Here is a 13,328-nt window from a genome sequence, read left to right as displayed (position 1 = left end):
TTCGGACTCGGTGGCCGCCCTGCGTGATTCCTTCTGGGAGCGCAGTTTGGCTAAGTAATGATGGCAATAGAATGCAATGACGCTGATCTGCAAGGGCCACAAAAGTGTAAAAATTGATCAAAATACTCAAAGAAGTTCCCACCACGTGAGCTGGAGTGACCATTTGAACACCCTTGACCCTATGGACCTGAAGATACTCCTGGAGCTCATTAAGGACCCTCGCATCCAGATCGCAGAGTTAAGCGATGCGTTGGGCATAGCCCGCAACACTGCCCAGAGCCGCGTAAAGCGCCTGGCTCGCTCCGGCGTGCTGCAGGCGGCAGGGCGGGAAGTTGATCTTGAGAAGGTAGGGTACGACGTCGTCGCTTTCGTCACGATTGAAGTCACCCACCGGGAACTGGACGGCGTCATCGGCGCCCTGCGCCTGATTCCCCAAGTACTGGAAGTCCACGAAATCTCAGGGCGCGGAGATCTGTGGTGCCGGGTGGTGGCCACGGATACCCACAATCTGCAGTCCGCACTGCGCTCTGTCCTTCGCACCAAGGGGGTTATCAGGACTGAAACCGTGTTGGCCCTGCACACGCATATTCCCTACCGCACCGAACCGCTCATCGGAAGGATGGCCGCAGCCCCAACACGCGCCAGACAGGATGGCCAGCGCGCCGGTTCAGAGGACGGAACGGACTAGGATTTCAGGCATGGATTGGCTCTCACATATTTCCCAGATCAACTGGTTTGCCGTACTTCTGGCCTTCGTTTCAAGCATGGTGATCGGCTTTGTCTGGTACATGCCCGCCGTCCTTGGGCGCCGGTGGATGCAGGCAATCGGCAAGACCGAAGACGACCTCAAGAACATCGACGGCGGAGCGGGCATCTGGGTGCCCATGATGGTGGCTGCGGCGCTGACCAGCATCCTCCTCGCCATCCTCATCAGCGCCTTGGACATCAACACTTTCGTAGCGGGAGGCTTCTTCGCCTTGGTTGCGTCCGTGGTTTTCCGCGCCGGTGGCCATGTCATCCACAACGGCTTCGCAGGGCGCCCGTCGGTAGTAACTGTGATCGACTCCGGCCACGACATCGTAGCCATGACCATTGCGGGCGCCATCATCGGAGCCATGCAGTAGCGTTCAACCAGTGACCATCATCGACAACGCCGTATACGTAGACGGCGTACGCACAGCAACCCCGCACAACCTCGAGCAAACGTTTGAGACGTTGGCGGAGCATGGCGGCATGGCATGGATTGGCCTGTACCGGCCCACGAAGGACGAGATGGCCGCCGTCGCCCACGAGTTCGGACTTCACGAGCTGGCCGTGGAGGACGCAGTATCGGCGCATCAACGGCCCAAGCTTGAGCGGTACGACAACAACCTGTTTACCGTTCTCCGCCCCGCCCGGTACCTGGACGACACCGAGTCGGTAGAGTTCGGCGAACTGCACATCTTCACAGGAAAGAACTTTGTGGTGACCATCCGCCATGCCGAAACCGGCGGAGTCGCCAGGGTCCGGCACCGCCTCGAACAGCGTCCGGACCTTCTCTGCCACGGGCCCGAAGCGGTGCTCTACGCACTTCTTGACCAGGTGGTGGACGATTACGCACCCGTTGTGGCGGGCCTTGAGAATGACATCGACGAAATCGAAGATCAGCTTTTCAGCGGCGACAGCGCCGTGTCACGCCGCATCTACGAACTCGCCCGCGAAGTCATCCAGTTCCAGCGGGCCATCCAACCGCTCCCGGACATGATGGCCCTGCTGGAGAAGGGTTTCGAAAAATACGGTGTGGACATCGAACTGCAGCGCTCACTGCGCGACGTTGAGGACCACGTTCAACGTGTCATCTCCCGGGTGAACTCGTTCAGGGACCTCTTGCAGAATGCACTCACGCTGGATGGAACCTTGACGGCCAACCGCCAGAACGAGGCCAGCGCCGCACAAAACGAACAGGTCAAGAAGATCTCCTCCTGGGCTGCGATCCTCTTCGCACCCTCCTTTGTTGCCGGCGTCTACGGCATGAACTTCGACCATATGCCCGAGCTGCATTGGGATTTCGGGTACCCGCTGGCTGTGGCCCTCATGTTCGGCGCGGCCCTGCTGATGTACCTCATCTTCAAGAGAAAAGGCTGGCTGTGACACCTCCTTCAAGGCCTGCTCCCGGCACTGCGCGGGAGGCTGCCAGGACTTTGATGGACGGCATGGAGAACGACGCCGCGGGCTCGGGTTTCGAGCTTGAGTCCAGCCAGCGCCAAGCAGCCGAGCGACTGGCCGCCTTTGGCGCCCAGATTGCGGGCCGGCGTCGCACATTTTCCCCAAAGGCACCGCGAAGCATCTACCTGCACGGACCCGTGGGCCGCGGCAAGACCTGGCTGATGGACAGCTTCCACGCGCGGTTGGGCCTGCGGACCAGGCGAGTCCACTTCCACGATTTCTTCCGCAAGCTTCATGCGGGGACACGTGGGTTGGACGCCGTTAACGGAACCGCCATCCAACACTCAATTGACGCGCTGCTGGCTGACACAGACGTGCTCTTCTTTGACGAGTTCCATGTGCATGACGTCGGCGACGGCATGTTCATTTCCCGGCTGCTCCGGACAGCCGCGCAACAACGCGTTCCGTTGGTGGTGACCTCGAATTACGCGCCTGACGACTTGCTGCCCAATCCTCTGTGGCATGACCATTACCTACCCACCATCGAGGCCATCAAGGAGATGATGGACATCGTGGAAATCAATGGCTCGTGGGACTTCCGTCGTTTTCCCGCCGACGGGTCCACCTCGGGCACTGGCTTTGAGGCATTCGGCTCAGGGCGCATCATCTCCCCCGGCACGCCCGGACAACTTGGACGCCTTGGCTTGTTCCGGCCACCGCCATCCCAAAGACGGGTGCTCAGCCCAACCACCCAGCCGATCGTCGTCAAGAACTCGGACCCCGATCTCCTCTGGGTATCTTTTGAGGAGCTATGTGGTGGGTTGACGTCCACCTCCGACTTCCTGGCGTTGGCTGACGCCTACACGACGTGGGTCATTGACGATGTCCCGTCACCCTCCATCACCGACTCTGCGTCCGCTCCTGCCTGGCAGCGTTTCAGCAACGTGGTGGACGTCCTTCATGATCAGGACATTCGGCTGTTCCTGATCGGCCAAGGACCCCTCGACTGGGATATCGGTGCCACCGGCAATATCCTCCCCGTGGACCTGGCACGCATCGCTAGCCGGCTGGCATTGCTGGGGCGTTCCAGCGTGGACGATTCCCCGGCACGCGAAGAGGCCGCCGGAAGCTAAACTTCCTGCGGCCTCTCTCCAAAAAGTGGTTTGACGCGGACAGCTAGATAACGCCGCCGGCTGCGGACGGGGCACTGGCATCGTTTCCGCCATCGCCCACAGTTTCGCGGGCGACGTAGTTCTCGATGTCGAAGAGGTTCTCCGCCCGTTCAGTGATGTTCAGCAGCGTGGTCATGGACGCGACCTCTTCAACCTGCTCCTTCAGGAACCAGAGCATGAACTGCTCACCCAGAGCATCTCCTTCTGCGCGGGCAACACGGAACATTTCCTCAATGTTCCGGGTGACTTCCTTCTCCTGCTCCAAGGCCAGTGCGATGGGTTCCTTGGCGTTGGTGAAGTTGTTGCGCACGGGTGCGATGCCAGGGATTTCCACGTGCACGTTGCGGTCCAGCATGTACTGGACCATCATCATGGCGTGGTTGCGCTCCTCAAGGGATTGCCGGTAGAAATGCCGGGCAAGCTGCGGCAAGTCCTCGCCGTCAAAGTACACAGCTACTGCGATGTATTGCTGGGAGGCCGCAAACTCATTGGCGACCTGGGCGGACAACAGCTCATTGAAAGTCTTCTTAGCCATGGCTCGATCCTACAGGCGGGCAATGACACTTTTGATGGTGAAGTTCACCACAGCTCAGGGCAGCAGTGAAGCGATCAATACGCCTGCAGCGGAGGCCAGAACGCTCGCGGCCATTGACCCCATGGCGTTGACAAGCGCCAGTCCTGCCCTGCCACTTTGGACCAATCGGATGGTCTCCAGGCTGGACGTGCTGAAGGTGGTGTAGCCACCCAGAAATCCTGTGCCTAAAACCAGGAGGAGGGATTCCGGTGCTTGGCCGCGCATGACAAGACCAGCAAGAAAGCCGAGCAGCAGGGAACCCGAGATGTTGATAATGATGGTTCCCCAAGGGAGCGCCGTCTTGAGGCGCGAGCGGACCAGTCCGTCGATGACGAACCGAACCCCTGCGCCGGCTCCACCAGCCAGAGCGAGCAGAACCACCGTCATTGGTTCCGCCTGTGGTGCCATGCGCCAAGCCAGATACCGGCAGTGGTGGCTACTGCGCCGCCCAGGAGGCTGGCCAGAAGGTAGCCCGCGGCCGCAGGGGCTGCACCCGCAGCGAAGAGATGGACTGCGTCCAGCGCCAATGTGCTGTAGGTGGTGTAGGCGCCCAAGAACCCCGTTCCCAGGGCAAGGCGCAGGACGCGGCGATTACCGACGTCGGGTCCGCTGCGGGAGAGTCCTTCCAGCAACGCGCCTAGCGCCAAAGCACCCGTCAGATTGATGACCAAGGTGGGAAGTGGCCACGCACCTGGCGCCGGGATCACTAATCCAAGGCCATACCGCGCCAAGGCACCCAGCACGCCGCCCGCCGCCACGATGCCGATAAATCTCCAGTGCAAGTGGACCGGACGCTTGGCCTCAGTCGTCATCATCATCCGGAACCCGGGGGTTCACCGGGATGACCAGTACCGGCAGGTCCTGGCGATGGAACAGTTGCCGGGCCACGGAGCCGGCCGTCAGGTCCTTAAAAGCCGCCGACAGCGTGTGCTCCCGCGTGCCCACCACGAGCATCGACGCGCCTATGTCCTTGGCCTGGCGGGCCAAGGCCTGCGCCGGCTCACCTGCCAGACGCACGATGGACCACGCCACGCCTCTCCCTGCCAGCTGCGAGGCAATGGCAGTTTTCAACTCCTCAGGAATCCAGGGAGCATCGTCATCAACCCCGTCAGGATCAATGGGCGCAGCCGGACCCCCGGCGCTGCCATCCACCGGATACACCGTGACATCGGCAAATGCACACACGAGTGGGAGGCCCGCAGCGGCAGCTACTTGTGCTGCCTGCTCGACGACCACCGGACGCTGCCCCGGCATCACACCCACCAGGATGGGACCTGACATGCTGTTGGATGCCTCGGGAGGAGGTGCTGGGGGCTCAGTCACACGGCAATTCTACGACGCCGGCTGTAGCTCACGGACGACGACGACGCCCGGACCACAAACCATGGACCAACGGAATGACGGACAGGATCATGAGCACGTTGCCGAGCACCGCGTCGTCAGCCCTCACCACGGATCCTGCAATCAGGAGCGCCCCGAAGACCAGGGCGGCTACAGCCCTGCGCGCCGTGACGATGAGCCTCTCCATTTGTCGTTCGAGGCGACGATTGCCCACTTCCAGGGCACCGTCCTCGATTTGGTTGATCAGCCCGTCCAGCCGTTTCGGTAAGCGCAAAGCAACTGTTGCGGCATCCAGAGCCTGGGACGCGACGTCGTTGACGATGTTGCCACGTTCGTCGCGGAGTAGCTGTGCTGCGTAGGGTTCCACCGCGTCCCACAAATTGAAGCGGGCATCCAAGGAACTGCATACGCCGGACGTCAGCGACATGGCACGGATGATGAGGAGAAAGTTCTCCGGCAGCTGGAAGGGCAACGAACGAATGACAGCGCCGAACTCGGAGCCAAAGTCGCGGAATTCCCGCGGATCCACATCGCGGAGCTCTGCGAACCCCATTCCTCCAAACCGTGAGAAGAGCTGGGTCATGGCACGCTGCAGCTCTGCTGTGTCAGCAGATGGCATCAGCACACCAACGTCGCTGATGGCGGACACCAAGCCCTTGCCGTCCCGGGAGGCAGCAACAATCAGGAGCTTCCTCAGCCCGCTCCGGGTCTTTGGCGGGACCTCCCCCATCATGCCGAAGTCGATGAATGTTAGTTTCCAGGGTCGCTCGCCGGATGCGCCGGCCATGGGCGTGACAAAGATGTTCCCGGGATGTGGATCCGCATGGAAAAAGCCGTTCGTGAACAGCTGGTCAAACATCACGGATGCAAAGACCGGCGCCACAGTCGCTGGGTCAATTCCGGCCATCCGCAATGATTCGGTGTCGGTGATCTTGATGGCAGTGACATCTTCGAGGGTAAGCACGCGTCGCGTTGTCCTTTCCCACACGACTCCGGGCACAGTCACCCTCTGGTCACCGGCGAAATCCGCTGCGAAACGCTCGGAATTTGCGGCCTCGTTAAGGTAGTCGATCTCCTCAAGGCTGGTCTGCGCAAACTCCTTGATCAGGGCAGGCACATCCGCCCGATCCGATACGAGGCGGATACGGCTCAGCCATCCGCCTACTTTGCGAAGAGCCGCCAGATCGACGTCCACAATGGTATCGATGCCCGGCCGCTGAACCTTAAAGACCACGCTGCTGAGCCCGGTGTCCTCCGCATTTCCGGCCAGAAGCTTTGCCCGGTGGGCCTGCCCGAGTGAAGCGGCAGCTATAGGTGTCTCTTCAACCGAGGCGAACACTGTCTCCAACGGCGCACCCAGCTCAGCTTCAGCCAGTAAACGTATCTCCGAAAATGGCACCGCCGGGACTTCGTCCTGGAGCCCTTCAAGTTCGGCCGTGATCTCAGGTGGCAGGACGTCCAGCCTGGACGACATGAACTGGCCCACCTTGATCATCAGGCCACCAAGTTCCACAGCCAAGTCATGGAAGCGCTTCGCAAAGCCCCTCATCCGCTGGGCGCGGTTGCGATCAGAGACCCACCGCAGACCCACCCGGGGCAGGAACAACTCAAACCACCACGTGACGGCGAGATTCCATGAAGCAAACCGCAGGATCCGACGATATCGGGTGCGGGCGTCCCCTGCGCCCGGTGTTGCACCTACCCGGTGGCGACGATCCAACGTCACCGCCCTCAGTCCTGTGCGAGGATCGAGTACAGCCTGCGGCGAGCCTCTTCCAGCACTGCAACGGCCTCCTGAACCTGCTTGGGCGTCCCTGTGCGGCCAACCTGTGCTGCGGCCTGCGCAAGGTCCACGCCAGCTTTGGGCAAGGCAGCAAAACCCGGGCCCGAACTGGTGCCCACGGAGTCCCACGGCGCGGATGCCTCGGCACTGGCCACGTCTTCCCGACCCGCTTCGGTCAAGGAGTAGATTTTGCGTCCGCTTGATTCTTCGGCATTGACGAAGCCCTCATCTGCCAGCAATTGCAGGGTGGGATAAACGGAGCCGGCACTGGGCTTCCAGTTGCCACCGCTGCGCTCCTCGATTTCCCGGATGATCTGATACCCGTGCATGGGCCGCTCGGCAAGGAGTGCCAGAATAGCCGTCCGTAACTCCCCCCGGCCGGCACGGGTGCCGGCACGCTTCTCGAAGCGGGAGCGAAACTCTTCGACAGCCTGCCACATGCCATCCAGGTTGTTGCCCATAAATCCGTTTGCAGGGAATGAATTATGCATCTTGCTCACCTCGGGGACGTCGCGAACGATACTGAACGATAGTTAACGATATACCCAAGGGGTCTGCTGGGTTAAGCACAGGACCGGACAACACTTCTGGGTGGTGTCGCCCGGCCCCGGCCGCGGATCTTTGGGGCTGCCCCGGCAAACGAGGGGGATCATTAGCCGGCGCAGGGGATCCGCTGGGTTCAGTAAAGACGAACCGGCTATGCCCGCACACGAGTAGTAGGTACTCGTCTTTTACAGCGGCTGGGACCCGGCACTACCTGCATCCTGATCGCTCCGAGGATTGGCGCGGCTGGAATTATCCCGGGAAATTTGTGGAGCTAAGGAGATTCGAACTCCTGACCTCTTCGATGCGAACGAAGCGCTCTACCAACTGAGCTATAGCCCCTGGACCGGTGGTGGGCACCCGGCCAGTGTCCCTAGGCTACAAACTTTCCTTGCGCTTTTCCAACCACGACACGAAGGTCTCAGTCCCGATCCTTTGCTCCGGGATCAGGTTACGGCCGGCACGCAGGAAAGCGCCCATCGCGCCAGGCAAAGGCAACTGCACAATCCTGCCCCGCGCACCCGTTACGGCCTTCCAGGACACCGCCATCGCCCTCATGTCCAGCACGTCCGGACCGCCGATGGTGCGGACCCTGTGCAGCTGGGAAGAAGGTTCCTCCACGGCTTCCAGCAGCAAGACCTTCGCCACGTCCACGGGAGAAATGCTCTGGAAACCCACACCCTTGAAAACAGGAATAACCCGCACTTTCGCAGCGGCCGCGAAGACAGCCGCCACCAAGCTGTGAAATTGCGTCGCTCTCACCACCACCGTTTCCAATGTCGACTCAGCGTATTTCTGTTCCTTGGCTGCTTTTGTCGCATAGTAATCAAACGTGCTCTGGTCGCAATTGATGATGGACAGGGCCACGGCCTTTACAACCCCTGCCCGGTTGGCCGCGGCCAGAAGCCTGGCACCGCCGTCGGCGAAATGCTTTTGCGCCTTGCCAAACTGCCCTTCAAGGCAGTCGATCACGACGTCGGCACCCGCCAATGCGTCTGACAGACCATCCCCTGTGGTGACGTCGCCCGCAAAGTAGCTGGCTACATCGTGATGCCTGTTCGATCCTGTCGGGGGCACGTGGCGGGACAGGACTGTGACGGAGTGCCCGGCAGCCAGGGCAAGCCGGACAACCTCGCGGCCCACCTGACCGGTTCCACCAGCCACGCAGATGCTGGTCATCGGAAATTACGCGCGGCGGCGCTGCAGGACGTCGTCCAGATTGCTCAGGGCGCTCTGACCCTTGACCGACGCCGCCGACATCGCAGCAGCATCCATCTGATCAACGCCCTGTTTCAGCACAGGCTTGCCAACTGGCTTGGGAGCCTCAGGGAGATCCAAGGGCTCGGGAGCAGGCCTCGGGGCCTTGGCGGCATCAACGTAGGTGGGCTTGGGAACCGAAACCGGCTGCCAACTGGAACCCCTCGTGTCTTCGGCCGCTTGTGCAGACGTGTCTCCAGCCGCCACGGCAACTGCCAGCGCAGCCTCACGAAGCTCCACAGCGGACAGGCGCGCAGCCTCACTACTACTGGCCTCGGCGTCGAAAACAGTGGTTTCCTTCGACTCGACGGCCGGCTCTTTCGGCAGATAGCGCGCGGGAGTGGGGATGCGCGATGCCTGGGCTGCACGGCGCGCACGTCGTTCGCGCAGATCCCGAAGAGCAAGCCTGCGCAGAATCACGACAGCGAAGACCGCCCCAATGAAGGACACCAACGGCAACCAAAAGGATCCCGTGCGGAAAAGCAGAAGCACCCCGGAAATCACTGCCGTCAAAAGCAGCGCTGCACCGGACAACGCCAGAGTGCACCGCGCGTAACGAATCGTGAAGGGGGTAACGGGCGTTGGTATGGCGGACGACTCTGCCACGCGGGAATCCTGCGGCGAGGCCTGTGCTTTGCTGTGCATGGTCTCCATCGGTTTCTCCTGCTGAGGTGCCAAAGTCAATACCACCCCTGCCTGCGGTTCGTCTGGTTCGTCGTCGAATGCCTCTGCTGGCACAGTGGCCGTTTGGACTTGTTGCCGGCGGTTACGCAGAACGTAAGGCGCCACCCAGACCATCCACAGCGCGACAGTGACCACGAGTATCACTGAGCTGCTGAGAGGGAAGTCCACATTCAAAACCGTAGAAGCAAATCCCCGGGGGTGGCGGCATTGCGCCCGGTGTGTCGTCGGCGAGTCCGCAAATGACTGGAGATACGGTCGAAAAGCCTTATGACCTGCCCGTTTGTCCTTGGAGCCACCTGCGCAGGAGCCCCTCGGGAACCTCGTCCGATGTCAACGCAAATGAACGGTGGTCAGCCCATTCCCCGTTGATGTGCAGATACCGTTCACGGTAACCCTCGTCACGGAATCCGAGCTTCTCCACCACCCGGAGGCTGGGGCCATTCTCCGGCCTGATGTTGATTTCCATCCGGTGAAGTCCCAGCACCCTGAAGCAGTGGTCCGTGGCCATGGCCACCGCTGTCGGAGCAATTCCGCGGCCCGCCCGCTCCTGATCAACCCAATACCCCAGTGTGGCCATCATGGCCGATCCCCACACTATGGACGACACCGTCAATTGCCCCACGATGCGCGGCTCCCGGAAACCGGGAGTCCGTTCGACGATGACAAACGGAAGGGCCGTGGACTGGCGGGCCTGATCGTTCAGGGACCCCACCATCTGACGGTAACTGGGCAGGCGCCCACCCGGTGCCGGGTTGGACGCCTCCCATGGTGCGAGCCATTCACTGTTCTTCGAGCGGACTTCAGACCATTCCCGCTTGTCGCGGTAACGAATGGGCCGAAGAAGCAAGTCTCCGCTTTCCAGCGTTACCGGCCAGATCGCAGAGCCGTACATCCGGTGTTACTTGGGAAGCGCAGCGGTAAAGGTCGGCAGCCACTCACGAAGCTCGGGACCGAGATCCTCACGTTCGCACGCGAGCTCAATGCATGCCTTGAGATAGCTGAGCTTGTCACCGGTATCGTAGCGACGGCCGCGGAAGACGACACCGTACACGCCGTAGCCTTCGCCCTCGCCAGCAGCCAGGACCTCCAGCGCATCAGTCAACTGGATCTCTCCGCCGCGCCCCGGAGCTGTCTTCTCCAGGACATCAAACACGGCGGGATGCAGCACGTAACGGCCGATCACAGCAAGGTTGGAGGGAGCCTCTTCCGGGGAAGGCTTCTCCACGAGCTGCTTGATGCGCACGTAGCCTTCTTCGCCGATCTCCTCTACATCCGCGCAGCCGTAGGCGCTGATCTTGGAGGGTTCAACTTCAATGAGGGCCACAACTGACCCACCGGTCTTCTGCTGGACAGCGATCATTTCGCTCAGGAGGTCCTCGCGGGCGTCGATCAGGTCATCACCCAGAAGGACAGCGAAGGGTTCATAGCCCACGTGCTGCTTGGCGCGGAGGACTGCGTGGCCCAAACCGTTGGGGTCACCTTGGCGGACGTAGTGAATGTCACCCAGGTTGGTGGCGGACTGAATAGCTTCAAGCTTGGCGGTGTCACCCTTTTCAGCCAGGGTCGCCTCCAGCGCCGGCACGCGGTCAAAGTGATCCTCCAAGGCACGCTTGCTGCGTCCGGTGATCATCAGGACGTCATGCAAGCCAACCTTTACGGCTTCTTCGACGACGTACTGGATGGCCGGCTTGTCAACCACTGGCAGCATTTCCTTCGGCATCGCCTTTGTTGCAGGGAGGAACCTGGTGCCAAGACCCGCTGCGGGGATGACGGCCTTACGGACAGCATTGTTATCAAGAGTCACGGGACTAATGTAACGGAAGGAATACATCAACGGCTAAACCCTCGCCGCACCGTTAGCACATTTGGATCGCGGAACTGATGGCATACGCGGCTTACCAGGACGAACAACACCTCACGATCGGACACAGATGGCATCCAAGGAAGACATCCGCAGTAGCAGGCGCCTGCACCGGCGGACCCTGACTCCGGAACAGATAGCAGAGGCGGGCGAATCCATTGCCGGGCATGGAACAGCGTGGGCTGCGAGGACTTCACCAGGCTCAGGCGCAACGTTTGCCGTCTATGTCGGAGTCGCCTTCGAGCCACCCACCCTGCCCCTGATCACGTCCCTCCATGACGCTGGCCACCGGGTTCTACTGCCCGTTTGCGAGCCGGGCAGGCAGCTGAGCTGGGTCTTCTGGACGCCCGGCACGAACTTTGCCCGATCTGCCTACGCACCCATCGACGAACCTGTTGGCGAACGCCTGGCGAGCTCCGTGATAGCCGGGGCTGCCGGTATCTTCATGCCCGCTACAGCAGTTGACCGGGATGGCAACAGGATCGGCCAGGGCGGCGGCTACTACGACCGCCTGCTCCAGGGTCTGGATGCTTCCGGCCAGCGACCACCCACTATCGCTGTGGTGTACGACGACGACGTGTTGCCTCCGGGTTCGATTCCCGCCGAAGCCTTTGACCGCCCGGTGCGCGAAGTCCTTACCCCTTCCGGCGTCGTCCAGCTCGGCGTCGCATCTGAGGGGTCCTGACTGCACTGTGCCGTCGGGTGAGTTCCGGCACACTCACTGGCACGCTCCCGGAGTCCGGATGATAGAATTGGCACTCAGGCCCTGCGACTGCTAATGCGGATGTTCTCCGCTGACGCTGCACAGGACCTGAACTTTGTCCTGAAGGAGGATTTCAGTGCCCACATACGCATACGCCTGCAAAGACTGCGACCATGCCTTTGACATCGTCCAGTCGTTCTCTGACAGCTCCCTGACAGAGTGCCCCGAGTGCAAAGGTTCGCTTCGCAAGAAGTTCAACAGCGTTGGCGTCGTCTTCAAGGGCTCCGGGTTCTACAGGACTGATTCCCGCGATTCCAAGGGCAGCACGGTTTCCGCCGCTCCGGCAGCGTCCCCTGCTGCTGCTGCCGCTCCGGCACCAGCAGCGAGCTAGGACTCTTCCTTTTCCACATACGGCCTCAAGCTACTGTCAGGCCGTCCGGTCCGCTGGCTAACGTGGCGGCATGCCACAGAAGTCCCGTAGCGCGCTCCTTGCCCGCGCTGAACGCTCAGCATCAGCTGCCATGCCTCTGCCTCCCGTCACGAATTCCCGTCCGCCAGGAACCGTTTATCGGGGCGAAACCTTCTCCCGGGGCAAACCCTTCAACCGCGTTGCGCGCCGGAACCCGGTTCAGGCATCACGCTCTTGGATTGCACGCAATCGTCGGCTGACAGTGGCACTCCTGCTGTGCCTCGCCACTGGCATCGCAGTCCAACAGATGACTCCGGAGTCCCAACTGCGGGTCAATGTACTGGTCGCAGCCCGAGACCTTCCAACGGGCACCAGCCTCACCGAATCCGACTTTGCGAATGTAGCTGTAGCCCCGGAGCTGGCTGTCTCCGGATCCGTAACAGACGCGGGAGTCCTGGTTGGACGCCAGCTCGCGTCGCCACTCGGCAAAGGGCAGATCCCTGCTGAATCCAACCTCCTGGGACCTGGGCTGCTCACGGGAGCCCCCTTGGGCTCGGCAGCAGTCCCGCTACGGATGGCTGACCCCTCGTCCATTCAGCTGCTCTCCCCCGGCCAGCTCGTAACGGTGGTGCTCACGTCAGCGGGTTCCTACGACGAGCCCAAACAAAGCGAGGTACTGGCCGGCCCCGTTCCCGTCCTCTGGACTTCGGCCCACGGGGGCAAGGCCGGAGAATGGCTCGGGACAAGCGACACTGAGGGGCTGGTAGTGGTGGCAGCCGATCCCCAGCAAGCAGAAAAGCTTGCCGGCGCGTCAACGCAGGGCAAGCTCTTCTTTGTTTTGGTCAGTCCGTGATCA

At 61.4% G+C, this 13,328-nt stretch carries 17 protein-coding genes and 1 tRNA gene; 7 read left to right on the top strand and 11 right to left on the bottom strand.

Translation table 11 applies throughout. The features are described 5' to 3' along the window. Window positions 1-163 precede the first annotated feature (163 nt). From BLW08_RS03590 to zapE, 4 genes are read left to right on the top strand one after another with little or no spacing between them, the layout of a single operon-like run. Window positions 164-688 (top strand): Lrp/AsnC family transcriptional regulator, encoded by a 525-nt coding sequence (locus tag BLW08_RS03590; RefSeq protein WP_091323376.1) that lies wholly within the window; start codon window positions 164-166, stop codon window positions 686-688. Between the two features lie 10 nt (window positions 689-698). Continuing rightward, window positions 699-1,124, top strand: a complete 426-nt coding sequence (locus tag BLW08_RS03585; RefSeq protein ID WP_091323375.1) for a DUF1761 domain-containing protein — start codon at window positions 699-701, stop codon at window positions 1,122-1,124. Between the two features lie 10 nt (window positions 1,125-1,134). Further along, the gene (gene corA, locus BLW08_RS03580) at window positions 1,135-2,130 is read left to right on the top strand and encodes a magnesium/cobalt transporter CorA (RefSeq protein ID WP_091323374.1); all 996 of its coding nucleotides are present in this window, start codon (window positions 1,135-1,137) and stop codon (window positions 2,128-2,130) included. Next, entirely contained in the window at window positions 2,127-3,278 is a 1,152-nt protein-coding gene (gene zapE, locus BLW08_RS03575) for a cell division protein ZapE (protein ID WP_254779660.1), read from the top strand. Before corA ends, zapE begins: the two co-directional genes overlap by 4 nt. 43 nt (window positions 3,279-3,321) lie before the next feature. On the opposite strand, the gene BLW08_RS03570 is transcribed toward zapE, so the two are convergent. From BLW08_RS03570 to galU, 11 genes are all read right to left on the bottom strand, one after another. Continuing rightward, the gene (locus tag BLW08_RS03570) at window positions 3,322-3,852 is read right to left on the bottom strand and encodes a ferritin (RefSeq protein ID WP_024817501.1); all 531 of its coding nucleotides are present in this window, start codon (window positions 3,850-3,852) and stop codon (window positions 3,322-3,324) included. A 54-nt stretch (window positions 3,853-3,906) separates the two neighbouring features. Continuing rightward, a complete protein-coding gene (gene crcB / locus BLW08_RS03565) occupies window positions 3,907-4,278 on the bottom strand; it encodes a fluoride efflux transporter CrcB (RefSeq protein ID WP_090817969.1) in 372 nt (123 codons plus the stop codon). Continuing rightward, complete coding sequence (locus tag BLW08_RS03560; protein ID WP_254779658.1) at window positions 4,275-4,673, bottom strand: fluoride efflux transporter FluC; 399 nt, start codon at window positions 4,671-4,673, stop codon at window positions 4,275-4,277. The genes crcB and BLW08_RS03560 overlap by 4 nt, the downstream gene beginning before the upstream one ends. Before the next feature lie 19 nt (window positions 4,674-4,692). Continuing rightward, window positions 4,693-5,214, bottom strand: a complete 522-nt coding sequence (locus BLW08_RS03555; RefSeq protein WP_090817964.1) for a universal stress protein — start codon at window positions 5,212-5,214, stop codon at window positions 4,693-4,695. A gap of 28 nt (window positions 5,215-5,242) precedes the next feature. After that, window positions 5,243-6,958, bottom strand: a complete 1,716-nt coding sequence (locus BLW08_RS03550; RefSeq protein WP_254779656.1) for an ABC1 kinase family protein — start codon at window positions 6,956-6,958, stop codon at window positions 5,243-5,245. Between the two features lie 5 nt (window positions 6,959-6,963). Further along, window positions 6,964-7,506 carry a PadR family transcriptional regulator gene (locus BLW08_RS03545; RefSeq protein ID WP_090817961.1) on the bottom strand — a complete coding sequence of 181 codons (543 nt, stop codon included), beginning with the start codon at window positions 7,504-7,506 and terminating at the stop codon, window positions 6,964-6,966. Between the two features lie 321 nt (window positions 7,507-7,827). Continuing rightward, window positions 7,828-7,900, bottom strand: a tRNA-Ala gene (locus BLW08_RS03540). Between the two features lie 36 nt (window positions 7,901-7,936). Then, the gene (locus BLW08_RS03535) at window positions 7,937-8,737 is read right to left on the bottom strand and encodes an SDR family oxidoreductase (RefSeq protein ID WP_091323371.1); all 801 of its coding nucleotides are present in this window, start codon (window positions 8,735-8,737) and stop codon (window positions 7,937-7,939) included. A gap of 6 nt (window positions 8,738-8,743) precedes the next feature. Further along, window positions 8,744-9,634: a hypothetical protein gene (locus tag BLW08_RS03530; RefSeq protein WP_091323868.1), complete on the bottom strand. Its 891-nt coding sequence runs from the start codon at window positions 9,632-9,634 to the stop codon at window positions 8,744-8,746. A gap of 130 nt (window positions 9,635-9,764) precedes the next feature. After that, the gene (locus tag BLW08_RS03525; RefSeq protein WP_090817952.1) at window positions 9,765-10,391 is read right to left on the bottom strand and encodes a GNAT family N-acetyltransferase; all 627 of its coding nucleotides are present in this window, start codon (window positions 10,389-10,391) and stop codon (window positions 9,765-9,767) included. 6 nt (window positions 10,392-10,397) lie between these two features. Then, window positions 10,398-11,303, bottom strand: coding sequence for a UTP--glucose-1-phosphate uridylyltransferase GalU (galU, locus tag BLW08_RS03520; protein WP_090819105.1), 906 nt, complete (start codon window positions 11,301-11,303; stop codon window positions 10,398-10,400). A 127-nt stretch (window positions 11,304-11,430) separates the two neighbouring features. Between galU and BLW08_RS03515 the strand changes: the two genes are divergently transcribed. The 3 genes from BLW08_RS03515 to BLW08_RS03505 all read left to right on the top strand — a co-directional run bounded on the left by BLW08_RS03515 (window position 11,431) and on the right by BLW08_RS03505 (window position 13,325). Continuing rightward, window positions 11,431-12,045 (top strand): 5-formyltetrahydrofolate cyclo-ligase, encoded by a 615-nt coding sequence (locus BLW08_RS03515; RefSeq protein ID WP_091323370.1) that lies wholly within the window; start codon window positions 11,431-11,433, stop codon window positions 12,043-12,045. Between the two features lie 154 nt (window positions 12,046-12,199). Next, complete coding sequence (locus BLW08_RS03510) at window positions 12,200-12,454, top strand: FmdB family zinc ribbon protein (RefSeq protein WP_091323369.1); 255 nt, start codon at window positions 12,200-12,202, stop codon at window positions 12,452-12,454. Between the two features lie 70 nt (window positions 12,455-12,524). Continuing rightward, entirely contained in the window at window positions 12,525-13,325 is an 801-nt protein-coding gene (locus BLW08_RS03505; RefSeq protein WP_091323368.1) for an RcpC/CpaB family pilus assembly protein, read from the top strand. The last annotated feature ends 3 nt before the right edge of the window (window positions 13,326-13,328 follow it).

This window comes from Arthrobacter sp. cf158, assembly GCF_900106835.1.
Lineage (GTDB): Bacteria > Actinomycetota > Actinomycetes > Actinomycetales > Micrococcaceae > Arthrobacter.
The sequence above is the reverse complement of the archived record's forward strand: the minus strand, read 5'-3'. Positions and strand labels throughout refer to the sequence as shown.